Genomic DNA, 23169 nt, shown 5'->3' with positions numbered 1-23169 from the left:
CGATCTTAATTAAATCTAAGAATCATAATGCATTAACTTTTTTAAACCGGGCTACTGATGATATAGACAGGAATAAAACAAAGCGCAAATGAAGCTATGTTTAATTAATAGTTAAGTAATGATGAAGTTTTGGTGGGCTAAAGCAGTGAAAAAAAGACATGTACAAAGGGGGATGAGGTTGTAGAAGTTTGGCTGATAATATCTTGCTGAATTTAATGGATTTATACAAATTTCAGGCAGGCAAATTTATCTACGCTATACTTCGCAACTGGGTGGATATTGTGCATAAAAGCAGTGTGGGTATTAGCCGGAAAAAAGACCTAATACTTAAGTATGAGAGTGGAAATTAATTTCGCTAAGTTGTAAAAATGCTGACTCCGTCAATATCAGCTGAAGGAGAAATATAAAATATCATATATTCTTCGGTCTTTTTATTGCGGGGGCTAATTATTACGCGGCGGGTGTTATTATTTAGCAGTAGTGCATATTTATCGTAATGGCAATAAGAGAGAGAAAATTTAAATCTGGCCCTTAACATTAAGGGCCGTCGGGAAAGCAATTAGCGACCGGCGTGTTTCATAATGCGCGCTTTATCCACCGCCCATTCACGATCTTTGAGGTCGGTACGCTTGTCGTACTGCTTCTTACCTTTGGCAACGCCGATTTTTATTTTGCACCAGGCATTTTTCCAGTACAGAGATAGGGCGACCACGGTGTAGCCATCGCGGTTGATGCTGCCATAGAGGTTATCCAGCTCGCGCTGGTTCAGCAGCAGCTTACGGGTACGCGTTGGGTCGCAGACAACGTGGCTTGAGGCCACGTTCAGCGGAATGAAGTTCGCGCCAAACAGGAATGCTTCGCCGTCGATTAAAATGACGTAGCTGTCGCTGATGTTCGCCTTCCCGGCACGCAGAGATTTTACTTCCCAGCCTTGCAGTACGAGGCCCGCTTCAAATTCATCTTCGATAAAGTATTCGTGACGGGCGCGCTTGTTCTGCGCAATGGTGGCTGAGCCTGGTTTGTTTGCTTTTTTCTTAGTCATAGTGCTGCTCAGTATACGCAATCAAGAGTTCAAAGACACCCCGCGTAGCTCACGGGCGGAAAGCAGATATCTTAGCATGCCCTGGGCCGAGAGTTTTTCATTGCGTGAGGATAAATGTTATTATTTATGCGTTGGATGACCCACAGGAAATGCTATGCCGCAGATCAGCCGTACTGCCCTGGTGCCCTACAGCGCCGAGCAGATGTATCAGTTAGTGAATGACGTGAAATCCTACCCGGACTTTTTACCTGGCTGCACCGGCAGCCGGGTTATCGACGCCTCCCCGGACCAGATGACCGCCGCGGTTGACGTATCCAAGGCGGGGATCAGCAAAACCTTTACTACCCGTAATACCCTGCACAGCAACCAGAGCATTCTGATGCACCTGGTCGATGGCCCGTTCAAATCTCTGATGGGCGGCTGGAAGTTTACGCCGCTCAGTGAAGAAGCCTGCCGCATTGAGTTCCAGCTCGATTTTGAGTTTACCAACAAGCTGATTGAGCTGGCGTTTGGCCGCATCTTCAAAGAGCTTGCTGGCAGCATGGTTCAGGCATTTACCGTGCGGGCAAAAGAGGTTTACAGTGTCGCCTGAAATCAGCGTTGAAGTGGTGTACGCCCTGCCGGAAAAGCAGTATCTGCGCCGGGTTTTGCTGGCCGCAGGTAGCACGGTGGAGCAGGCCATTATTGCTTCGGGCCTGCTTGAGCTGCGCAGCGATATCGATCTGGCTAAAAACAAAGTGGGTGTCTACAGCCGCCCGGTAAAGCTTACGGACGTGGTTAACGACGGAGACAGGGTGGAGATCTACCGCCCGCTGATTGCGGATCCGAAGGAGCTTCGTCGTCAGCGCGCGGAGAAAGCCGCGAAGAAAGAGTAATTTTCCCCTATCGGAACCATAAAAAAGGCGCCCTGGGCGCCTTTTTCAATTTTCGATCTGCAAGCCAGCCGACTACTTTTTTTCCAGCTTCGGCTTGTTGTCGATATTAGTCAGTACGCCGCTGCTGTTGAAGGTCAGGGTCAGCGTTTGCTGAGTCACGCCTTCATGGCCAGGCTGCTGGCGGAACACGTAGAACCAGGTGTTGGTACCAAACGGATCGCTCATCATCGGCGTACCCAGGGCATAAGCAACCTGCTGTTGGGTCATACCTGTGCGGATCTTCGACACGTCATTCGGTGTCAGGTAGTTCCCCTGGTTGATATCGGGGCGGTAAACCACTCGCTCCAGAGTGGAACAGCCTGCGGTCAACATAAGAAGAACCGCTGCGGCAGCAGTCAGCGTTTTACAGCGCATAGTGATTTGATTCCTTTTCGGGCCCGAGCAGCACGTGGCTCATTCGTAATATGCCGATGATAATAAACCTTTTCGCAGTTTAAAACCTTAAGGCGCTCAACTCAGACCCTGAGAGGGCAAAAAAGTTGGCTCAAAAGCTGTTCAATTGGCAAAGTGAGGGCTGAACGCTGTTTTTTTGCACAGGGTACGGCATAAACCACTACCGTACCGCTGTGATGGATTACGCTGCCAGAAGTTCTTTTGCGTTGGCCAGCGTGTTGCGGGTCACTTCGCTGCCGCCGAGCAGGCGCGCGAGCTCCTGCAGGCGAGAGCGTTTATCCAGCGGCTGCATGTGCGTTTCGGTCATTTCGCCGTCCGTTTCTTTGCTGACGTAGAAGTGCTGATGCCCACAGCCAGCCACCTGCGGAAGGTGAGTCACGCACATCACCTGAGTGGATTCACCCAGCTGGCGCAGTAATTTTCCGACCACCGCTGCGGTTGGCCCGCTAATCCCCACGTCCACCTCATCGAAAATCAGCGCCGGGGTTTCCATTTTACGTGCGGTGATCACCTGAATAGCCAGCGCAATGCGCGACAGCTCACCGCCGGAGGCCACTTTTGCCAGCGGCTGCAGCGGCTGGCCGGGGTTAGTGGTGACGCGGAAATCGATGCGGTCAGCACCCTCAGCGGTAAGGTGGTTTTCATTAAATTCTACGTCGATAGCCAGCTTGCCGTGCGGCATGGAAAGCGAATGCATGCTTTCGGTAATCAACCCGCACAGCTCGGCGGCGTAATGAACCCGACGCTGATGCAGTTCGTGGGCCACGGAAAGAGCCTGCTGGTGGTGAAGCGCCACGGCCTGCATCAGCTCATCCTGCGAACTGGCCTGGTCGTCCAGCTGCTGCTGTTCTTCAAGCAGCTTCTGGTGGAACAACGGCAGCTCTTCCGGGGAGATATGGTGCTTGCGCGCCAGGGCGATTTGCCGGGAGATACGCTGCTCCAGCTCGTATAAGCGGTTTGGGTCGAGGTCCAGACGGTCACAGTAGTGGCGCAGCTCGTCGCTGGCCTCCGAAATCTGGATGGCGGCCTCTTCAAGCATGTCGAGCACGCCGGAAAGCTTGTCGTCCAGGCCGATCAGTTCGGTCATCAGCTGGCGCACGCTGTAGAGCTGGCTCTGCAGGTCGCTGCCTTCGCCATCTGCAAGAATGCTCAGCGCCTGCTGGCTGGTGGACAGCAGCTGACCGCTGTTTGCCAGGCGTTTGTACTCTTCGTCGATCTGCTCGAACTCACCGGCAACGGGGGCGAATTCGTTCAGCTCTTTAAGCTGGTAGTTGAGCAGTTCGGCGCGGGAAGCGCGCTCCTGAGCAAGCTGCTGATGCTGCGCAAGGTCGCGGCAGCTCTGGTGCCATGCGCGGTAACGCTCTGCCATTTGCGCGATAAGGGATTGTTCCCCAGCGTAGCCGTCCAGCAGATTTTTTTGATGTTCCGGTTTTAGCAGCAGCTGGTGAGCATGCTGACCGTGGATCTGGATCAGCAGCTGGCCGAGGTCGCGCAGCTGGGAAAGCGGTACGGCGGTGCCGTTGATAAAGCCACGGGAGCGGCCGTCGCTGCTGATGACGCGGCGCAGCAGGCACTCGCGGCCCTCTTCAAGCTGGTTCTCTTCCAACCAGCGCAGGGCGGCAGGGGTATCTTTCAGGGAGAAGCGGGCGCAGAGATCGGCGCGGGTTGCGCCCCTGCGTACCATATCCGCTTCGGCGCGGCCGCCCAGGCACAGCCCCAGCGCATCAATCGCAATAGATTTACCGGCACCGGTTTCGCCGGTGATGGCGGTCATACCCTGGTGAAAATCGATTTCAAGTTCACGAACAATTGCGAAGTTACTGATGGTGAGTTGAGCGAGCATAGCCACCTTCCTGTACGAAAAACCATGACTGTAATTGCATACAGTATAACCTGGTATTATATACAGTAAAGTGGCCCGGCGACTTTTTAGAACAATTTTTTTGACCAGCCGAGCTTTGAGCTCAACGTATTGAAATAGCTGTAGTCTTTCGGATGGATAAGACTGAGATGGTAGTCACAGCGGCGGATCAGCACGTCTTCGCCTTCCTGGATTGGCAGGGCGATCTGGCTGTCGCAGCTGATCTCAAGGTCGCTTCGCATGTGTGAAAAACGCAGGCGGATGGTGCTGCTACTATTGATAACAAGCGGGCGCGCCGACAGCGTGTGCGGGAACATAGGCACCAGCGTTATCGCATCCAGTGACGGGGTCAGTATCGGGCCTCCAGCTGAAAGCGAATAGGCCGTGGAGCCGGTGGGCGTGGAGATGATCAGGCCATCGGAACGCTGGGAGAACGCGAAGACTTCATCAATGTAGACTTCAAATTCAATCATGTGCGCGACTTTGCCGGGATGCAGAACGACCTCGTTGATGGCGGTGCTCAGGCGGGTGGCCTTATCGTGCTGGCATACCTGGGCTTCCAGCAGAAAACGTTTTTCACTGATGTAATGGCCTTCCAGCACGTCCGCCAGCTGCTGCTGGGCGTTGTCCGGGTCAAGGTCAGTCAGAAAGCCCAGATTGCCACGGTTGATGCCGATAACTTTGATATCGTAACGGGCCAGTACGCGGGCCGCGCCAAGCATATTGCCGTCGCCGCCAACGACCACGGCCAGGTCGGCAAGCTGACCTATTTCTGCCAGCGTGCCGGTTTTCACATTCTTGAGGTTCAGCTCCTGGGCTATTTGCTGTTCCACGATAACGTCGTAACCTTTGCCACACAGCCAGCGATAGAGCATTTCGTGCGTGGTAAGTGCGGTAGGGTGACGGGGATGCCCAACGATGCCAATGCAGTTAAAATGGGCGTTCTTGATCGTGGTCGTCATCGTGGTGGTCCTTATTACGCAAACGTTTATGACAATATGTCACGTTCCCTTGAATCCCGGAAACTGATCCCCATAATAAGCGAACCAGCGAGATGAATGCTAAAAACGCGGAGAATTTCATGAGTAGTAAAGAACAGAAAACACCAGACGAGCAAGTCTCAGACGAAATTGCAATGGACAGCCACGAAGAAGTCGAGGCCGTAGAAGGTGCCGAGGTGGTGGATCCGCGCGACGAACAGATTGCCGATCTGACTGCACAGCTTGAAGAAGTCCAGCAGCGTGAGCGCGATAGCCTGTTGCGCACCAAAGCCGAGATGGAAAACCTGCGCCGTCGTACCGAGTTAGATATTGAGAAGGCGCACAAGTTCGCGCTGGATAAATTCGTCAACGAACTGCTGCCGGTTATCGACAGCCTTGACCGCGCGCTCGAAGTTGCTGACAAATCCAATGCGGATCTGGCGGCGATGATCGAAGGTATCGAACTGACCCAGAAATCCATGCTGGACGTGGTTCGCAAGTTCGGCGTGGAAGTGGTTGGCGAGACTAACGTGCCGTTCAACCCGGACGTTCACCAGGCGATTGCCATGGTTGAGTCCGAAGAGGTTGAGCCAAACCACGTGCTGATGGTGATGCAGAAGGGTTACACCCTGAATGGCCGCACCATTCGCGCCGCGATGGTTTCCGTGGCAAAAGCGAAGTAAGTTTGCCCGAAAAAAAAGCCAGCCCTTAGCGGCTGGCTTTTTTTTGCCTGTTATTCCTCGACGCTCTGTCGCAGCGGCGTAACGGGCGTGACCCGCACCTGCTTAATCATGTTGTCCTGCACGTCCAGAATATCAATGTCGTACTGCAGAATACGCACGCGCGTGTCGTTCGCCGGGATTTCCTGTAGCTCTTCCAGCAGCATGCCGTTAACGGTGCGGGCTTCGTCTTCCGGCAGCGTCCAGTTGAACGCCTTGTTGATTTCGCGCACGTTGGCGCTGCCTTCGATGATTACCGAGCCGTCGTTCTGCGGCGTGACCTCTTCGGCGAGCGTGGGGGACATTGACGTGGTGAAGTCACCGACGATCTCTTCAAGAATATCTTCTACCGTTACCAGCCCCTGGATGTCACCGTACTCGTCCACCACGAGGCCAACTTTCTTCTTGTTACGCTGGAATTTGACCAGCTGCACGCTCAGCGGTGTCCCTTCCGGGACAAAGTAAATTTCATCGGCGGCGCGCAGCAGGGTCTCTTTGGTGAACTCCTGCTTTTCCGTCATCAGGCGGTAGGCTTCGCGCACGCGCAGCATGCTCATGGCATCGTCCAGCGTATCGCGGTAGAGCACGATGCGGCCATGCGGGGAGTGGGTCAGCTGACGGACGATGGATTTCCAGTCGTCGTTGATATCTATACCAACGATTTCGTTGCGCGGCACCATGATGTCGTCAACGCTCATCTTTTCCAGGTCCAGCACCGACAGCAGCATGTCCTGGTTACGGCGGGAAATTTTCGAGTGGGACTCATGCACGATGGTGCGCAGCTCGTCTTTGCTGAGCGCGGCGCTGATCACGTTATCCGTTTTAATCCCCACCATGCGCATCAGCATGCGGGTGATGACGTTCAGCAGCCAGACCAGCGGCATCATCAGAATTTGCAGCGGGCCGAGCAGCACGCTGCTCGGGAAGGCGACTTTTTCCGGATAGAGAGCGGCGATGGTTTTTGGCAGCACTTCCGCAAAAATCAGTACGATAAAGGTCAGTACGCCGGTGGCGATTGCCACGCCCGCATCGCCATACAGACGCATGCCGACAATGGTCGCGAGCGCCGAAGCAAGGATATTGACGAGGTTATTACCAATCAGCACCAGACTGATTAAACGGTCTGGTTTGCGAAGTAACTTTTCGACGCGTTTGGCCGCGCGGTTGCCCTGTTTGGCAAGGTGGCGCAGGCGATAGCGGTTTAACGTCATCATGCCGGTTTCTGAACCGGAGAAGTACGCTGAAACCACCACCATGATGATCAGGGTGACGATCAGCGTGGTGGTTGAGATGTGTTCCAAAAGGGTTGTCCTTTAATAATGCAGGTTAGCCAACAAACTGTTGCAGGACCCGGCTACCGAAGTAGGCAAGGGTAAGAATCGCCGCACCGGCGACGTTGAACCACACCACGCGGCGACCGCGCCAGCCTTCATGATAGTGCCCCCACAGCAGAACGACGTAGACAAACCATGCGAGAATCGACAGCACGGCTTTATCGACGTTTTCCATGCTGAACAGGTTATGCATGTAGAACAGGCCGGTGGAGAGCGTCAGGGTAAGCAGTACCACGCCCACCTGGGTGATATGAAACATTTTACGTTCAATAACCATCAGCGGCGGCATTTCCGCGCTGAACGCCAGCTTTTTGTTCTTCAGCTGATAGTCTATCCAGGCAAGCTGCAGGGCATAGAGCGCGGCAATGATAAGCGTAGCGTAGGCAAAGAGCGCGAGGCCAATATGAATCATCATGCCCGGTGTGGCTTCCAGATGGGTGATGAATTCGTTAGGCATAAAGCTGGCTAAAGCCAGATTGATCAGCGCAAAGGCGTACACTATAGGCAAAAGTAGCCAGCCGCGGTTGCGTGAGGCGACAATCGTCATTACCGTACAGATCATCAGGCTGACCAGCGAGCCAACGTTTAGCAGGCTCAGGTTCTGTCCGCCATCGCCGGTAAAAATTCTGGATTCCAGCGCCAGGGCATGGCTGATAAGCGCAATGGTGGCCGATAAAATAGCTAAACGGCGCCACGCACTGTTCTTCCGAAGCAGGCCGGGAATGATCAGCGCAAGGCTGACGGAGTAGGCTACAAGCGCAAGGATGGCGAAAACAGGCATATAAGGTGTCGGTCAATTAGCCAGAGATGAAAAAAGGCAGTATAACGTTACCTGCCGCCTGCTCCAACTCTAACCGTTACATCACACGCCGGGCGGCTTCATGATATAATCCGCCAAATTCTGTTTTGTGTCGCGTACCGCGGCCTTAGTTACCACGTTAGGCAAAATACAATGTTTGATAATTTAACTGACCGTCTGTCGCGTTCCCTACGCAATATCAGCGGCCGTGGGCGGCTGACTGAAGAGAACGTTAAAGAAACGCTGCGCGAAGTGCGCATGGCGCTGCTGGAAGCGGACGTTGCGCTGCCGGTGGTGCGAGATTTTATCAGCCGCGTGAAAGAGAAAGCGGTTGGTCATGAAGTCAACAAGAGCCTGACCCCGGGTCAGGAGTTCGTCAAAATTGTGCGCGCCGAGCTGGTTGCGGCAATGGGCGAAGAAAATGCCGTGCTGAATCTTGCCGCGCAGCCACCGGCCGTTGTGCTGATGGCGGGCCTGCAGGGTGCGGGTAAAACCACCAGCGTCGGTAAGCTGGGTAAGTTCCTGCGTGAAAAGCACAAAAAGAAAGTGCTGGTCGTCTCCGCCGACGTTTATCGCCCTGCGGCGATCAAACAGCTGGAAACGCTGGCCGAGCAGGTTGGCGTGGAGTTCTTCCCGTCTGACGTCGGGCAAAAGCCAGTCGATATCGTTAACGCCGCGCTGAAAGAAGCGAAGCTGAAATTCTTCGACGTGCTGCTGGTGGATACCGCCGGTCGTCTGCACGTTGACGAAGCGATGATGGACGAAATCAAACAGGTTCACGCCGCGATTAACCCGGTTGAAACCCTGTTTGTAGTAGATGCGATGACCGGCCAGGATGCCGCGAACACCGCGAAGGCCTTCAACGAAGCGCTGCCGCTGACCGGTGTGGTACTGACCAAGGTCGACGGCGACGCGCGCGGCGGTGCCGCGCTGTCCATTCGTCATATTACCGGTAAGCCAATCAAGTTCCTCGGCGTCGGCGAGAAAACCGAAGCGCTGGAGCCGTTCCACCCGGATCGTATTGCCTCCCGTATTCTGGGCATGGGCGACGTGCTGTCGCTTATCGAAGATATCGAAAGCAAGGTTGACCGCGCGCAGGCAGAAAAACTTGCCAGCAAGCTGAAGAAGGGCGACGGGTTCGACCTCAACGACTTCCTTGAGCAGCTCAAGCAGATGAAAAACATGGGCGGCATGGCGAGCATGATGAGCAAGCTGCCGGGCATGGGCCAGCTGCCGGACAACGTTAAATCGCAGATGGACGACAAAGTGCTGGTGCGCATGGAGGCGATTATTAACTCCATGACGCTGAAAGAACGCGCCCAGCCAGAAATCATTAAAGGCTCCCGCAAGCGCCGTATCGCGCAGGGTTCCGGTATGCAGGTTCAGGACGTCAACCGCCTTCTTAAACAATTCGACGACATGCAGCGCATGATGAAGAAGATGAAAAAAGGCGGAATGGCGAAAATGATGCGCGGCATGAAAGGTATGATGCCGCCAGGTTTCCCAGGCCGTTAAGCTCATTTAGATTGCTTTTTGCGCCCAAATGAGTAAAATTTTCGGGCTTTTAATATGACACCGGGCTCCGTCCCTCGATGGGGCCCGGTGTTTTATTCACTAAAGAGGATGTTATGGTAACTATTCGTTTAGCACGTCACGGCGCAAAAAAGCGTCCGTTCTACCAGGTTGTTGTTACTGACAGCCGTAATGCACGTAACGGTCGCTTCATTGAGCGCGTTGGCTTCTTCAACCCTATCGCTGGTGAAAAAGACGAGGCTTCCCGCCTGGATCTGGATCGCATCGAGCATTGGGTTGGCCTTGGCGCTACCGTTTCCGATCGCGTATCTGCGCTGATCAAAGCTACAAAGAAAGCAGCTTAATCTGTCACGGTGGTCATGATGAGCAATCAACTCTCCGCAAAGGCTCCTGTTAACCCAATCGTATTGGGCAAGATGGGCTCCTGCTACGGTATTCGTGGTTGGCTCAGAGTGTTTTCCTCCACCGAAGACGCCGACAGCATTTTTGACTATCAGCCCTGGTTTATCCAGAAGGCGGGTCAGTGGCAGCAGGTACAGCTGGAAAGCTGGAAGCACCACAATCAGGATCTGATCATCAAGCTGAAAGGCGTTGACGATCGGGATGCCGCGAATCTATTGACCAATTGCGAAATTGTCATCGATTCTGCGCAGTTGCCTAACCTCGACGAGGGTGACTACTACTGGAAAGACCTTATGGGCTGCCAGGTAGTGACCACTCAGGGGTATCAGCTCGGTAAAGTCATCGACATGATGGAAACCGGCTCCAATGACGTTCTCGTCATTAAGGCAAACCTGAAAGATGCGTTCGGTATCAAGGAGCGGCTGGTTCCGTTCCTCGATGGGCAGGTTATCAAGAAAGTCGATCTCGCTACTCAAACGATTGAAGTAGATTGGGATCCTGGTTTCTAAACCTCCGGATAAACGGTAATAACAACGGCGTGATGGGGAAGGCTTGTGTTTATTGGTGTAGTTAGCCTGTTTCCAGAGATGTTCCGCGCGATTACCGATTACGGGGTAACTGGCCGGGCAGTTAAAAATGGCCTGCTGAGCATCCAGAGCTGGAGTCCTCGTGACTTCGCTTACGACCGGCACCGTACCGTGGACGAACGTCCTTACGGCGGCGGACCGGGTATGCTCATGATGGTAAACCCGCTAAGGGAAGCCATCCACGCAGCGAAAGCGGCGGCAGGGGAAGGCGCAAAGGTCATCTACCTTTCACCTCAGGGGCGCAAGCTTGATCAGGCGGGCGTCTGTGAACTGGCAACAAATGAGAAGCTAATTCTGGTTTGTGGCCGTTACGAGGGAATCGATGAGCGCGTGATCCAAACCGAAATTGACGAAGAATGGTCAATCGGCGATTACGTTCTCAGCGGCGGTGAGCTACCGGCAATGACGCTGATTGACTCCGTCTCACGGTTTATTCCGGGAGTACTGGGCCATGAAGCATCAGCAATCGAAGATTCGTTTGCTGACGGGTTGCTGGACTGTCCTCACTATACCCGTCCTGAAGTGTTAGAAGGGATGGAAGTACCGGCGGTGTTACTGTCGGGCAACCATGCCGAGATACGCCGTTGGCGCCTGAAACAGTCGCTGGGCCGCACCTGGCTTAGAAGACCTGAACTTCTGGAAAACCTGGCTCTGACTGAAGAGCAAGCAAGGTTGCTGGCGGAGTTCCAACGGGAGCACGCACAACAGCAACATAAACATGATGGGCAAGGTTAATACCTCCCAATACATCAGTTTACCCAGGATAAGAGATAAAATTATGAGCAACATTATTAAGCAAATTGAACAAGAACAGATGAAACAGGATGTACCTTCCTTCCGTCCGGGCGACTCCGTGGAAGTGAAAGTATGGGTCGTTGAAGGTTCTAAAAAACGTCTGCAGGCATTTGAGGGCGTGGTTATCGCAATCCGTAACCGCGGTCTGCACTCTGCATTCACTGTTCGTAAAATTTCCAACGGCGAAGGTGTTGAGCGTGTATTCCAGACTCACTCCCCGGTAATCGACAGCATTGCTGTTAAACGTCGTGGTGCCGTTCGTAAAGCTAAACTGTACTACCTGCGTGAGCGTACTGGTAAATCTGCTCGTATCAAAGAGCGTCTTACCAAGTAAGATATCGCTAACGCGACATCCATATAAAAGGGCTGCCATTGGGCAGCCCTTTTTTTGCTCTGAAGTCAGGAGCGACTGAGGTGCGACGGCTGACTAATTCAGGCGTGATGCTTTTATTCCAGCATCGGTCGCCGTTTGCCAGGTTGCTCTTAACGCTTCGGTATCGGGGAGTTTTTCGCAGCTCTGCGGGAAGGATTTCCCGGCGCTGCCCTGAACCTTCAGAAAGTCGGGGTCGCAGATACGTTGCTGGCCTTTGGCGTACCCCCTGAGCCACTCCTGTCTGTCCACCTCGTCATCGTTATGAACATGGGCCAGCACTAAATCACTTCTTATGGGATCGCCTGCCATGGCATCGTCCCACCCCGCCTGATACCAGTCCGTAGGGCCTGGCTTTGGCGCGGGAGCATAGGGATCGAGATAACAGCCAGACAGCGTTAAGACCAGCATGACAAGACAGGCGCGGCGCATAGTTATGTCCTTTATCAGAAGATGAACTGATCATAGAAGCGAGCGAATGATTTCGCTGGCCAGGGGGCAAATATTTGTATGTTTGCTCAATCTGTAGACATATTTATTCATCCGGCTTCGAGGGTTGTACATTATTGTTTACGATATTGACGTATTAAAGGCGCGGCATTGGATGGTGTAACGTATTGTTTACGTAATTTGGATTGCAATCTTTACTGCTCATGGTAAGGTAAGCGCATCTTCACCAAAAAATGACTATCGCAAACGAGCTAAACGGGACCGCCATCATGCAAAAAGACGCGCTGAACAACGTACATATTTCTGACGAACAGGTTTTGATCACTCCGGATCAGCTGAAAGCCGAGTTTCCTCTTACTGCCGCTCAGGAAGCGCAGATCCAGCAATCTCGCCAGACCATCTCCGACATTATCGCCGGACGCGATCCTCGTCTGCTGGTGGTGTGTGGACCTTGCTCGATCCACGACCCGGAAGCTGCGATTGAATATGCCCGTCGTTTTAAAACCTTGTCTGAACAAGTCAGCGATAGTCTGTACCTCGTCATGCGCGTCTACTTTGAAAAGCCACGTACTACCGTGGGCTGGAAAGGGCTGATTAACGATCCGCACATGGACGGCTCGTTTGATGTGGAAGCTGGTCTGAAAATTGCGCGTCATCTGCTGGTTGAACTGGTCAGCATGGGCCTGCCGCTGGCAACGGAAGCGCTCGATCCGAACAGCCCGCAATATCTTGGCGATCTCTTTAGCTGGTCTGCTATCGGCGCACGCACGACCGAATCCCAGACCCACCGCGAAATGGCTTCCGGACTTTCAATGCCGGTGGGCTTTAAAAACGGCACCGACGGCAGCCTGGGCACCGCTATCAATGCTATGCGCGCCGCTGCCATGCCGCATCGCTTTGTCGGTATTAACCAGGCGGGCCAGGTTTGCCTGTTGCAGACCCAGGGTAACCCGGATGGGCACGTGATCCTGCGCGGTGGGAAAGCGCCAAACTACAGCCCGGCAGACGTTGCCCAGTGTGAAAAAGAGATGGAACAGGCGGGACTGCGTCCGGCCTTGATGATAGATTGCAGCCATGGCAATTCAAACAAAGACTACCGCCGTCAGCCGGGCGTGGCAGAATCCGCCATCGCTCAGATCAAAGATGGTAACCGTTCGATTATTGGCCTGATGATTGAAAGTAACATCCATGAAGGGAACCAATCTTCAGAGCAGCCGCGCAGTGAAATGAAATACGGCGTTTCCGTGACCGATGCCTGCATCAACTGGGAAAGCACGGAAAGCCTGCTGCGCGAGATCCACCAGGATCTGAACGGTACGCTTGCGGCGCGTCAGGCATAAGAGGTTTTACTATGGTTGCTGAATTGACCGCGTTACGCGATCAAATCGACGAAGTTGATAAGGCGCTGCTGGATCTGTTGGCTAAGCGCCTTGAGCTGGTAGCGGAAGTTGGCGAAGTAAAAAGCCGCTTCGGCTTGCCGATTTATGTTCCCGAGCGCGAGGCGACGATGCTGGCCTCCCGCCGCAAAGAAGCTGAGGCGCTCGGCGTACCGCCCGATCTCATTGAAGATGTGCTGCGCCGCGTGATGCGTGAGTCCTACTCGAGCGAAAACGATAAAGGCTTCAAGACGCTGCAGCCAACGCTCAGGCCGGTGGTCATCGTCGGCGGTGGCGGGCAGATGGGGCGCTTATTCGAAAAAATGCTCACGCTTTCCGGCTACCAGGTGCGGATCTTCGAAAAAGAAGACTGGCCGCGCGCCGGGGAGGTTATGGCAGATGCAGGCATGGTTATCGTCAGCGTGCCAATCCATCTGACCGAACAGGTGATTGGCCAGCTCCCGACGCTGCCGGAAGATTGCGTGCTGGTCGACCTCGCTTCGGTGAAAAATGGTCCGTTACAGGCCATGTTAGCGGCACATGGCGGGCCAGTTCTGGGCCTGCACCCGATGTTCGGACCGGACAGCGGCAGCCTGGCAAAACAGGTTGTTGTTTACTGCGACGGCCGTCAGCCGGAAGCCTACCAGTGGTTCCTGGAGCAGATTCAGGTGTGGGGCGCGCGTCTGCACCGTTCCAGCGCCGTAGAGCACGATCAGAACATGGCCTTTATTCAGGCGCTGCGCCACTTTGCCACTTTTGCCTACGGTCTGCATCTGGCCGAAGAGAACGTGCAGCTGGAGCAGCTTCTGGCGCTCTCGTCGCCTATCTACCGCCTGGAGCTGGCGATGGTGGGCCGTCTGTTTGCGCAGGATCCCCAGCTTTACGCCGATATTATCATGTCGTCCGAAAGCAATCTGGCGCTGATCAAACGTTACTACAAGCGATTCGGCGAGGCGATTGGCCTTCTGGAGCACGGCGACAAGCAGGCCTTCATCGACAGCTTCCGTAAGGTGGAACACTGGTTTGGCGATTACGCCCAGCGTTTCCAGACGGAAAGCCGGACTTTGCTGCGCCAGGCAAATGACAGCCGTCAGTAACGGCAAAAAGGTTTTATAATCAAAGCCAGCGGGAAATCCGCTGGCTTTTTTTTGCGAAAAGGAAACCCGAGATGGCGCAGCCGCAAGTTCTGTTTGATTACACCGGTCACCTGCCCGAATGCCCGACGTGGCACGATGAAGAGAAGAGCCTCTACTGGACGGATATTCTCGAAAACGAGATCCATCGTTTTCATCTTCCCAGCGGTAAGCATGATGTCATTCAGTTCTCCGAGGAGGTCGGCTGTTTTGCCTTCCGCGAGAAAGGCGGATTAATTGTCGCCCTGCGCAGCGGCATCTACCTGACCAACCGCACCGGCCTGATAACCCAAAAAGTTTGTGATAACCCGAGTAATCCTGAGCTTGCCCGCTTTAACGACGGCGGGACGGATCGCGATGGGCGCTTTTACGCGGGCACATTCTGGGGGCCAATGGACTATAACGGGGCGCTGCTGTGCCGCGTGGACAGCGATTTAACGCCGCACGTTATCCAGCATGACATTATGGGCGCCAACGGTCTGGCCTTCAGCGAAGATAAAAAGTGGATGTATACCTCTGATACTCCAAACGGCGTTATCTATCGGACGCCGCTGAACGAGCAGGGTGAACCTGGCAAGCGGGAGGTGTTCAGACGTTTTGCAGAGGGCGAGGGTGCTCCTGATGGGGCGGCCATGGACGTTGAAGGTTGCTACTGGACGGCGCTGTTTGACGGCTATCGTATTGCCAGGGTCTCGCAGGAAGGGGAAATTCTTGAAGAGCACAGGCTCCCGGTGCGCTGCCCGACGATGGTCTGCTTTGGGGGCGACGACATGAAGACGCTGTTTATCACCACCACGCGTGAAAATATGGATGCCGCAGAAATTGCGGAGCGCCCGCTATCCGGGGCCGTTTTCACGCTGGCCGTAAGCGTAGCCGGGCTACCGAAGCTGAAGTTTAAAGAACAATAGCGGACCAGTCTGACGCTGGCCCAGTAATCCCGGCGTCAGATTGGATCGACAGGTACGACGTTTTCGCTTGGGTAGCTGCCCAGCACTTTCATCGAGCGGGTGATCTCTCCCAGCTCACGCAGGGCTTTCTGCATCTCCAGATCCTGCAGGTTAGCCTGGATATCCAGATAGAACATCTCCTCCCACGGATTACCGTTGATCGGGCGGGACTCCAGCCTGGTCATAATCAGGTTATGGTTACGCAGCACCAGCAGCGCTTCAACCAGCGCACCGGCCTGCTGGCCAGTCGCTATCAGCAGCGTAGTTTTCGCCGGTACCTGCTCTGAAACATCTATCGCTTTGCGAGCCAGCACGATAAAGCGAGTGATATTTTGGGTCTGGTTGGCCAGATTGCGTTCCAGCACCTGCAATCCGTAAAGCCCGCCGCCGGCTTCGCTGCCCAACGCTGCAACGTGCGGCGACTTTGCCTGGGCGACCTTTTCCATCGCCGCAGAAGTGCTTTCGCAGTATTCAATTTTCCAGTGCGGGTAGCGGTTGATGAACTGGCTGCACTGCTGGAACGGCTGCGGATGGCTGTAAACCGTTTCGATTTTGTCTAAATCCGTGGTGCCGCTGACCAGTACGCAGTGGTCGATAGGCACAGTCATTTCACCGACGATGGACAGGCTGGTGTGCTGGAGCAGGTCGTATACGTCATTAATCGCCCCGGAACTGGTGTTCTCGATAGGCACCACCGCGTAATCCGCCTGGCCGGTTTCGACCTGATTAAAAATGTCGTGGAATTTGGCGCAGCCGCTTTCAATAAACTGTTCGAAATGCCGCGCGGCATACTGGCGTGCGGCCAGGTGAGAATAAGAGCCTTTCGGACCGAGGAAGGCAACGCGGGCAGAGTGCGGATTCGTTTTATTTAAATGTTGTTGCAGCAGTGCCTGCTGGGTCAGAACAGAATCTTCAATGATGAGCTGGAAGAGGCGGGTGATGTAATGTGCGTCCAGATGATGCGCTTTGCCAAGCGTAATCAGGCGCTCAAGCAGGTCCCTTTCGCGGTCGATATCGCGAACCGGGCGATGCGACTCAAGCTTTGCTTTACCGACCTCTACGGCAAGCCCGCGGCGCTCGGCCAGCAGGGCCAGCAGCTTCTCATCCAGGGCGCTGATTTTATCGCGTAGTGCCAGCAAGGGGTTTATCTCAGTCATAACGCTACCTTTTCGATGTCCATAAAAAAGGCCTCCCGATTTGGGAGGCCTGTTTGTTCGTCTTCGCATTCTTTATCACACGACGAATTGCCTCCCGTTCAGGGGAAGGTAAAAAAGAATGCGAAGAAAAACGGTTGATGTCTCATGGCTGATTCCTGACAAGTCTGAGGGTTAACTTACTCGCTCTGTTTAAAACCTGTCAATAAAAAACGCGCCCGGAGGCGCGTTACAAATGTTATTCGACTTTCAAATCACTCTTCTTCTTCACTCTCGGCGAAGACGGCGTCTTTCATCGAGCCGTTGGTGCGGCGTGCTTCACCTTTGTGCTGAACTTTGTTCAGCTGCCGCTCAAGTTTACTAATCAATTCGTTGATGGCCGTATACATATCGTCGTGCCTGGCGCTCGCGACGAGCTGTCCGTTTGGCGTACTGATGGTTGCATCGGCCACAAAACCCTGGGGTTCTTTGGACAAAATTATGTGTGGATTTATGAGATGTGTTTGCCACTTGTCCAGTTTAGAGAGACGGTCCGCGACGTGCTGGCGAATAGCTGGTGTGATATCCATTTGCTTGCTGGTAATGTTCATTGTCATAAAGTTACCTCTTGTCATTCCCGTCTTGGTAACTCCAGCATACCTCTCTCAATGTCAAAAAGTGTGATGTAAATCACGTAATTTTGTCACTTTTTGTCAAGTGAGCCTTTTTGTGAGTCAGGGCAGGATCTCCGCTGATATCGCTTGTAGTAACAGGAAAAGGCGTCCATATTTGATGGGATGACCTGACGCTAAACCGTTTCAGTTTGGCGCTTAAAGGCAAAAAAAACGGCAGCCGAGGCTGCCGTTCTGTATTTCTGAAAGGGGCTAATCAGGCTTTGCTGCCGTTAGCGGCAATGATTTTCGCGACTTTGTCGGCTTGAGCCGTCATTTGCATTTCGCGATAAGCATTTTCCATCAGTTTTAACCCGTCGCGCGTTGCCTGAGTATCAGGGTAATCACGCAGCATTCCTTCAACGCGATTAACTACTGCCACCCACGCGCCGCGTTTGGTGTAGTATTGCGCCACGGAAAGCTCATATTTGGCCAGACGATCTTTCAGGTACACCAGACGTTTGGTCGCGTCGGTGACATACTGACTGTTCGGATAGCCACGAACCAGCTTTGAGAAATCGTTGAAGGCATCACGCGCGTGCTGTGAGTCGCGGTCGGAGCGATCGACACCGAAGAACCCCTGCAATGCGCTGTCATCCAACGCCATATCCGTCAGGCCACGCATATAAAGTACGTAGTCGATATTCGGATGGGTAGGATTCAGACGCATAAAGCGATCGATAGCGGCCTGAGCCAGCGGCAGATCGGCGTTCTTGTAGTAAGCGTAAATCAGATCCAACTGCACCTGCTGCGAGTAAGGCCCGAACGGATAACGGTTATCCAGCGCTTCCAGTTGCGTTATCGCCGCTTTAAAGTTACCGTCCTGCAACTTTTGTTGGGCAGTCGCATAAATCTCAGAAGGCGGATTATCAGGAACCTCATCCTTGGTACTGGAGCAACCAGCCAAAGCCAGGCTCAACGTGGCAGCTGCCACCAGATATTTCATACGCGTCATGACGTTTGACTTTCCTAAGTAATGTTATTCCGGGAGGCTCGCAGTTCCAGCTCCCAATAAAGACCAGCTACAATAGCACACTATATTAAACGGCATTGCCGTAAAACCCAACGTTAACGAAGAAGCTGTCTATGGCACAACTAGTACAACTCAACGCAACAGTATCCGATTCACAACTCGGTCAACGCTTAGATCAGGCTTTGGCCGAATTGTTCCCGGATTATTCACGTTCGCGTATAAAAGAATGGATTCTCGATCAGCGCGTGCTGGTTAATGGCAAGCTTAGCGACAAGCCGAAAGAAAAAGTGTTGGGTGGCGAAAGCGTCACTATCAACGCAGAAATCGAAGAGGATGTACGCTGGGAGCCGCAGGATATCCCGCTCAATATCGTCTATGAAGATGACGACATTCTTGTCATCAACAAGCCTCGCGACTTTGTTGTTCATCCGGGGGCAGGTAATCCGGACGGCACCGTATTGAACGCATTGCTGCATTATTATCCGCCGATTGTCGATGTACCGCGCGCGGGCATCGTCCACCGTCTGGATAAAGACACCACAGGTTTGATGGTGGTGGCGAAAACCGTTCCAGCTCAGACTCACCTGGTTGAGGCGCTGCAGCTGCGTGAAATCACCCGTGAGTACGAAGCGGTGGCAATTGGTCATATGACCGCTGGCGGCACGGTAGACGAACCTATCAGCCGTCACCCGACCAAACGCACCCACATGTCCGTTCATCCTATGGGTAAGCCTGCGGTGACGCATTACCGCATCATGGAACATTTCCGCGTTCATACGCGTCTGCGTCTGCGTCTGGAAACAGGTCGTACGCACCAGATTCGTGTTCACATGGCTCACATTACTCACCCGCTGGTGGGCGATCAGCTGTACGGTGGCCGCCCGCGTCCGCCGAAAGGCGCATCGGAAGAGTTCGTCTCTGTTCTGCGTAAGTTTGACCGTCAGGCACTGCATGCAACTATGCTGCGTCTTTACCATCCGATCAGCGGCGTTCTGATGGAATGGCACGCGCCAATTCCCCAGGATATGGTGGATCTGATTGAAGCACTGCGTGCGGATACCATAGCCTACAAGGATCAGCTGGACTGGCTATGAGCAAAATTATCATCCCGCAATGGCCGCTACCTCCAGGCGTTGGCGCCTGTAGCTCGACTCGTATCGGCGGGGTGAGCCTCTCTCCTTATGACGCGATGAACCTGGGGGCCCACTGCGGTGATAACCCGGAGTGCGTCGAAGAGAACCGCCGTCTTTTCTATGCTGCCTCGGGTATGCCTTCTAAGCCTGTATGGCTTGAGCAGGTGCATGGAAAAGCCGTGCTGCGGTTAACGGGCGAACCTTACGCTTCTAAACGAGCGGATGCTTCCTACAGCAATACGCCGGGCACGGTTTGTGCCGTGATGACGGCGGATTGCCTGCCGGTGCTATTCTGTAATAAGGCAGGCACAGAAGCCGCCGCCGCGCATGCCGGATGGCGTGGGTTATGCGACGGCGTACTTGAAGAGACCGTCGCATGCTTCAACGATAGTCCGGAAAACATCATCGCGTGGATGGGCCCTGCTATTGGCCCTGGCGCGTTTGAAGTCGGCCCGGAAGTCCGTGAGGCGTTCATGCAGAAGGATGCGAAGGCCGATGCAGCTTTCCGTTCTGTGGGCGAAAAATATTTTGCTGATATCTACACCCTGGCGCGCCAGCGCATGGCGAATGCGGGTATCGGACAGGTCTACGGCGGCGATCGTTGCACCCATAGCGAAGCGGGTGATTTCTTCTCGTATCGCCGGGACAGAATCACCGGCCGTATGGCAAGTTTCATTTGGCTGATATAACCTATAGAATCAAGACGATCCAGTGCGGGTAACTATTACTTCACATATTTCAGGTCATTAACCTTGAATAATTGAGGGATGACCTCATTTAATCTCCAGTAGCAAATTTGACCTGTTAATGGGAGGAGTTATGCGTCTGGATCGTCTTACCAATAAATTCCAGCTTGCTCTCGCTGATGCCCAGTCTCTCGCACTTGGGCAAGACAACCAATTCATCGAACCCCTTCACCTGATGAGCGCGCTGCTCAATCAGGAAGGTGGATCTGTACGTCCTTTACTGACCTCCGCAGGCGTTAACGCGGGGCAGCTACGCACGGCCATTGAACAAGCCTTGAGCCGCTTGCCGCAGGTGGAAGGTACCGGTGGCGATGTTCAGCCATCTCAGGACCTGGTGCGTGTCCTAAACCTGTGCGACAAGCTCGCGCAAAAACGAAATGACAATTTTATCTCGTCTGAACTCTTTGTTCTGGCAGCGCTGGAGTCGCGTGGCTCACTGACAGACTTGCTGAAAGCTGCGGGTGCCACCACGGCAAACGTGACTGCTGCCATAGAGCAAATGCGTGGAGGGGAAAACGTGAACGATCAGAATGCCGAAGACCAGCGTCAGGCATTGAAGAAATATACTGTCGATCTGACCGAACGTGCCGAGCAGGGCAAGCTTGACCCGGTCATCGGCCGTGATGAAGAAATTCGCCGTACCATTCAGGTACTGCAGCGTCGTACCAAAAACAACCCGGTGTTGATCGGTGAGCCGGGCGTAGGTAAAACCGCCATCGTTGAAGGACTGGCGCAGCGCATCATCAATGGTGAAGTACCGGAAGGGCTGAAAGGCCGCCGTGTGCTTGCTCTCGACATGGGGGCGCTGGTGGCCGGTGCGAAATACCGCGGTGAGTTTGAAGAGCGTCTGAAAGGCGTGCTCAACGATCTCTCTAAGCAGGAAGGCAACGTCATTCTGTTTATTGATGAGCTGCATACCATGGTCGGTGCCGGTAAAGCAGATGGCGCAATGGACGCGGGCAACATGCTTAAGCCTGCTCTGGCGCGTGGTGAACTGCACTGCGTGGGTGCCACAACGCTTGATGAGTATCGTCAGTATATTGAAAAGGATGCGGCCCTTGAGCGTCGCTTCCAGAAAGTGTTCGTGGCTGAGCCAACAGTGGAAGATACCATCGCCATTCTGCGTGGTCTGAAAGAGCGCTATGAGTTGCACCATCATGTGCAGATCACTGACCCGGCAATCGTGGCGGCGGCTACCCTGTCGCATCGCTATATTGCGGACCGTCAGCTGCCGGATAAAGCCATCGACCTGATAGATGAAGCGGCGTCCAGCATTCGTATGCAGATCGACTCGAAGCCGGAAGAGCTGGATCGCCTTGACCGCCGTATCATCCAGCTGAAGCTGGAACAGCAGGCGCTGAAGAAAGAATCGGATGAGGCGAGCCAAAAACGCCTGAATATGCTGGAAGAAGAGCTGGGACAGAAAGAGCGCGAATACTCCGTTCTTGAAGAAGAGTGGAAAGCAGAGAAAGCGTCGCTCTCCGGCACCCAGACTATTAAAGCCGAACTGGAACAGGCGAAGATTGCCATTGAGCAGGCTCGCCGCGTGGGTGACCTTGCCCGCATGTCCGAGCTGCAGTATGGGAAAATCCCGGAGCTTGAGAAACAGCTGGAAGCTGCGACGCAGAGCGAAGGTAAGACCATGCGCCTGCTGCGTAATAAAGTCACTGACGTAGAGATTGCTGATGTGCTGGCACGCTGGACGGGGATCCCGGTCGCCCGCATGCTTGAAGGTGAGCGTGAAAAACTGCTGCGCATGGAGCACGATCTCCATCATCGGGTTATCGGTCAGGATGAAGCAGTGGAAGCGGTATCGAACGCGATTCGTCGTAGCCGTGCAGGGCTTTCCGATCCAAACCGTCCGATCGGTTCGTTCCTGTTCCTGGGGCCAACCGGCGTCGGTAAAACAGAACTGTGCAAAACGCTCGCGAACTTTATGTTTGATAGCGATGACGCGATGGTGCGTATCGATATGTCTGAGTTCATGGAGAAACACTCCGTCTCACGGCTGGTGGGGGCACCTCCGGGTTATGTAGGTTATGAAGAAGGCGGTTATCTGACCGAGGCTGTTCGCCGTCGTCCTTATTCAGTCATCCTGCTTGATGAGGTGGAGAAGGCGCATCCGGATGTGTTCAACATCTTATTGCAGGTGCTGGACGATGGGCGACTCACGGATGGGCAGGGCAGAACGGTCGACTTCAGAAACACCGTCGTCATTATGACGTCTAACCTCGGTTCTGATTTGATTCAGGAGCGTTTCGGCGAGCTGGACTACGGGCATATGAAGGATCTGGTACTGGGTATTGTCAGCCAGAGCTTCCGTCCGGAATTCATTAACCGTATAGATGAGGTTGTGGTCTTCCATCCATTAGGGGAGCGCCATATTGCTTCTATTGCACAGATTCAGCTGCAGCGTCTGTATAAGCGTCTTGAAGAACGTGGCTATGAAGTCACTATCTCTGACGATGCGCTGAAGCTGCTGAGCGAAAGCGGTTACGACCCGGTGTACGGGGCAAGGCCGTTGAAACGTGCTATCCAGCAGCAAATTGAGAACCCGCTTGCGCAGCAAATCCTCTCTGGTGAGCTGATACCGGGTAAAGCCGTCAGGCTGGAAGTAAAAGAAAATCATATTGTGGCAGTGCAGTAAGTCACAAAAAAGAAAGAAACGAGCCCTTCGGGGCTCGTTTTTGTTTAAAAACCAGGCGATATAAGGTGGTTCGTAGCGTTATTGCCTGGAAAATAATCAAACGATAAGATTTTTCAATTTTATGCTTGTCACATTCCGAAAAATCCCTATACTGCGCCTCCACTGACACGGCACAACGGCTTACAAACCGGCCCGTCAGTCAGACGATAG

General features: G+C 53.8%; 25 protein-coding genes and 1 other annotated feature. Of the genes, 14 read left to right on the top strand and 11 right to left on the bottom strand.

Annotation, left to right across the window (positions count from 1 at the left end):
- Positions 1-559 precede the first annotated feature (559 nt).
- The gene (smpB, locus tag AAE045_RS00125) at positions 560-1042 is read right to left on the bottom strand and encodes an SsrA-binding protein SmpB (protein ID WP_455545967.1); all 483 of its coding nucleotides are present in this window, start codon (positions 1040-1042) and stop codon (positions 560-562) included.
- Positions 1043-1196: 154 nt separating this feature from the next.
- Between smpB and AAE045_RS00120 the strand changes: the two genes are divergently transcribed.
- The gene (locus tag AAE045_RS00120; RefSeq protein WP_455545966.1) at positions 1197-1634 is read left to right on the top strand and encodes a type II toxin-antitoxin system RatA family toxin; all 438 of its coding nucleotides are present in this window, start codon (positions 1197-1199) and stop codon (positions 1632-1634) included.
- Positions 1624-1917, top strand: coding sequence for an RnfH family protein (locus AAE045_RS00115; protein ID WP_455545965.1), 294 nt, complete (start codon positions 1624-1626; stop codon positions 1915-1917). Before AAE045_RS00120 ends, AAE045_RS00115 begins: the two co-directional genes overlap by 11 nt.
- Before the next feature lie 72 nt (positions 1918-1989).
- Here AAE045_RS00115 and bamE read toward each other — a convergent pair whose 3' ends face one another.
- The 3 genes from bamE to nadK all read right to left on the bottom strand — a co-directional run bounded on the left by bamE (position 1990) and on the right by nadK (position 5193).
- Positions 1990-2331, bottom strand: coding sequence for an outer membrane protein assembly factor BamE (gene bamE, locus AAE045_RS00110; protein ID WP_455545964.1), 342 nt, complete (start codon positions 2329-2331; stop codon positions 1990-1992).
- Between the two features lie 220 nt (positions 2332-2551).
- Positions 2552-4213, bottom strand: coding sequence for a DNA repair protein RecN (gene recN / locus AAE045_RS00105; protein WP_455545963.1), 1662 nt, complete (start codon positions 4211-4213; stop codon positions 2552-2554).
- Positions 4214-4299: 86 nt separating this feature from the next.
- Entirely contained in the window at positions 4300-5193 is an 894-nt protein-coding gene (gene nadK / locus AAE045_RS00100) for an NAD(+) kinase (protein ID WP_455545962.1), read from the bottom strand.
- A 119-nt stretch (positions 5194-5312) separates the two neighbouring features.
- Here nadK and grpE point away from each other — a divergent pair, with 119 nt between their 5' ends.
- Positions 5313-5894, top strand: coding sequence for a nucleotide exchange factor GrpE (gene grpE / locus AAE045_RS00095; RefSeq protein WP_455425460.1), 582 nt, complete (start codon positions 5313-5315; stop codon positions 5892-5894).
- Positions 5895-5944: 50 nt separating this feature from the next.
- On the opposite strand, the gene AAE045_RS00090 is transcribed toward grpE, so the two are convergent.
- On the bottom strand, positions 5945-7231 hold the full coding sequence (locus AAE045_RS00090) for an HlyC/CorC family transporter (protein ID WP_455425459.1): 1287 nt from the start codon (positions 7229-7231) through the stop codon (positions 5945-5947).
- A gap of 25 nt (positions 7232-7256) precedes the next feature.
- Positions 7257-8045: a cytochrome C assembly family protein gene (locus tag AAE045_RS00085; protein WP_455545961.1), complete on the bottom strand. Its 789-nt coding sequence runs from the start codon at positions 8043-8045 to the stop codon at positions 7257-7259.
- Between the two features lie 171 nt (positions 8046-8216).
- Between AAE045_RS00085 and ffh the strand changes: the two genes are divergently transcribed.
- The 5 genes from ffh to rplS all read left to right on the top strand — a co-directional run bounded on the left by ffh (position 8217) and on the right by rplS (position 11714).
- The gene (gene ffh, locus AAE045_RS00080) at positions 8217-9578 is read left to right on the top strand and encodes a signal recognition particle protein (protein WP_202306858.1); all 1362 of its coding nucleotides are present in this window, start codon (positions 8217-8219) and stop codon (positions 9576-9578) included.
- A 113-nt stretch (positions 9579-9691) separates the two neighbouring features.
- Positions 9692-9940 (top strand): 30S ribosomal protein S16, encoded by a 249-nt coding sequence (gene rpsP, locus AAE045_RS00075; RefSeq protein ID WP_202306856.1) that lies wholly within the window; start codon positions 9692-9694, stop codon positions 9938-9940.
- A gap of 18 nt (positions 9941-9958) precedes the next feature.
- Entirely contained in the window at positions 9959-10507 is a 549-nt protein-coding gene (gene rimM, locus AAE045_RS00070; RefSeq protein ID WP_455545960.1) for a ribosome maturation factor RimM, read from the top strand.
- Between the two features lie 45 nt (positions 10508-10552).
- Positions 10553-11320, top strand: coding sequence for a tRNA (guanine(37)-N(1))-methyltransferase (gene trmD, locus AAE045_RS00065; RefSeq protein WP_455425456.1), 768 nt, complete (start codon positions 10553-10555; stop codon positions 11318-11320).
- Between the two features lie 43 nt (positions 11321-11363).
- Positions 11364-11714, top strand: a complete 351-nt coding sequence (gene rplS, locus AAE045_RS00060; protein WP_064513203.1) for a 50S ribosomal protein L19 — start codon at positions 11364-11366, stop codon at positions 11712-11714.
- Positions 11715-11807: 93 nt separating this feature from the next.
- Here rplS and AAE045_RS00055 read toward each other — a convergent pair whose 3' ends face one another.
- Entirely contained in the window at positions 11808-12182 is a 375-nt protein-coding gene (locus AAE045_RS00055; RefSeq protein ID WP_455545959.1) for a DUF2799 domain-containing protein, read from the bottom strand.
- A 287-nt stretch (positions 12183-12469) separates the two neighbouring features.
- On the opposite strand from AAE045_RS00055, the gene aroF reads away from it, so the two are divergent.
- The 3 genes from aroF to AAE045_RS00040 all read left to right on the top strand — a co-directional run bounded on the left by aroF (position 12470) and on the right by AAE045_RS00040 (position 15617).
- Entirely contained in the window at positions 12470-13540 is a 1071-nt protein-coding gene (aroF, locus tag AAE045_RS00050) for a 3-deoxy-7-phosphoheptulonate synthase AroF (protein WP_455545958.1), read from the top strand.
- Between the two features lie 11 nt (positions 13541-13551).
- Entirely contained in the window at positions 13552-14673 is a 1122-nt protein-coding gene (tyrA, locus tag AAE045_RS00045) for a bifunctional chorismate mutase/prephenate dehydrogenase (RefSeq protein WP_455545957.1), read from the top strand.
- Between the two features lie 71 nt (positions 14674-14744).
- Positions 14745-15617, top strand: coding sequence for an SMP-30/gluconolactonase/LRE family protein (locus AAE045_RS00040; RefSeq protein WP_455545956.1), 873 nt, complete (start codon positions 14745-14747; stop codon positions 15615-15617).
- 35 nt (positions 15618-15652) lie between these two features.
- Here the strand turns inward: AAE045_RS00040 and pheA are convergent, their stop codons facing one another.
- The 4 genes from pheA to bamD all read right to left on the bottom strand — a co-directional run bounded on the left by pheA (position 15653) and on the right by bamD (position 18415).
- A complete protein-coding gene (gene pheA / locus AAE045_RS00035) occupies positions 15653-16813 on the bottom strand; it encodes a bifunctional chorismate mutase/prephenate dehydratase (RefSeq protein ID WP_455545955.1) in 1161 nt (386 codons plus the stop codon).
- A 21-nt stretch (positions 16814-16834) separates the two neighbouring features.
- Positions 16835-16960, bottom strand: a sequence feature (Phe leader region).
- Entirely contained in the window at positions 16912-16959 is a 48-nt protein-coding gene (gene pheL / locus AAE045_RS00030) for a pheA operon leader peptide PheL (protein WP_202306931.1), read from the bottom strand. It overlaps the preceding feature by 48 nt.
- A gap of 104 nt (positions 16961-17064) precedes the next feature.
- Positions 17065-17406: a ribosome-associated translation inhibitor RaiA gene (raiA, locus tag AAE045_RS00025; RefSeq protein ID WP_455545954.1), complete on the bottom strand. Its 342-nt coding sequence runs from the start codon at positions 17404-17406 to the stop codon at positions 17065-17067.
- A gap of 271 nt (positions 17407-17677) precedes the next feature.
- On the bottom strand, positions 17678-18415 hold the full coding sequence (gene bamD, locus AAE045_RS00020; protein ID WP_455545953.1) for an outer membrane protein assembly factor BamD: 738 nt from the start codon (positions 18413-18415) through the stop codon (positions 17678-17680).
- A 131-nt stretch (positions 18416-18546) separates the two neighbouring features.
- Between bamD and rluD the strand changes: the two genes are divergently transcribed.
- From rluD to clpB, 3 genes are all read left to right on the top strand, one after another.
- A complete protein-coding gene (gene rluD, locus AAE045_RS00015) occupies positions 18547-19527 on the top strand; it encodes a 23S rRNA pseudouridine(1911/1915/1917) synthase RluD (RefSeq protein ID WP_202306828.1) in 981 nt (326 codons plus the stop codon).
- On the top strand, positions 19524-20255 hold the full coding sequence (gene yfiH / locus AAE045_RS00010; RefSeq protein ID WP_455545952.1) for a purine nucleoside phosphorylase YfiH: 732 nt from the start codon (positions 19524-19526) through the stop codon (positions 20253-20255). The genes rluD and yfiH overlap by 4 nt, the downstream gene beginning before the upstream one ends.
- A 130-nt stretch (positions 20256-20385) precedes the next feature.
- A complete protein-coding gene (gene clpB, locus AAE045_RS00005; protein ID WP_455545951.1) occupies positions 20386-22959 on the top strand; it encodes an ATP-dependent chaperone ClpB in 2574 nt (857 codons plus the stop codon).
- The last annotated feature ends 210 nt before the right edge of the window (positions 22960-23169 follow it).

This window comes from Dryocola clanedunensis, assembly GCF_038405435.1.
Classification (GTDB): Bacteria; Pseudomonadota; Gammaproteobacteria; order Enterobacterales; family Enterobacteriaceae; genus Dryocola; species Dryocola clanedunensis_A.
The sequence above is the reverse complement of the archived record's forward strand: the minus strand, read 5'-3'. Positions and strand labels throughout refer to the sequence as shown.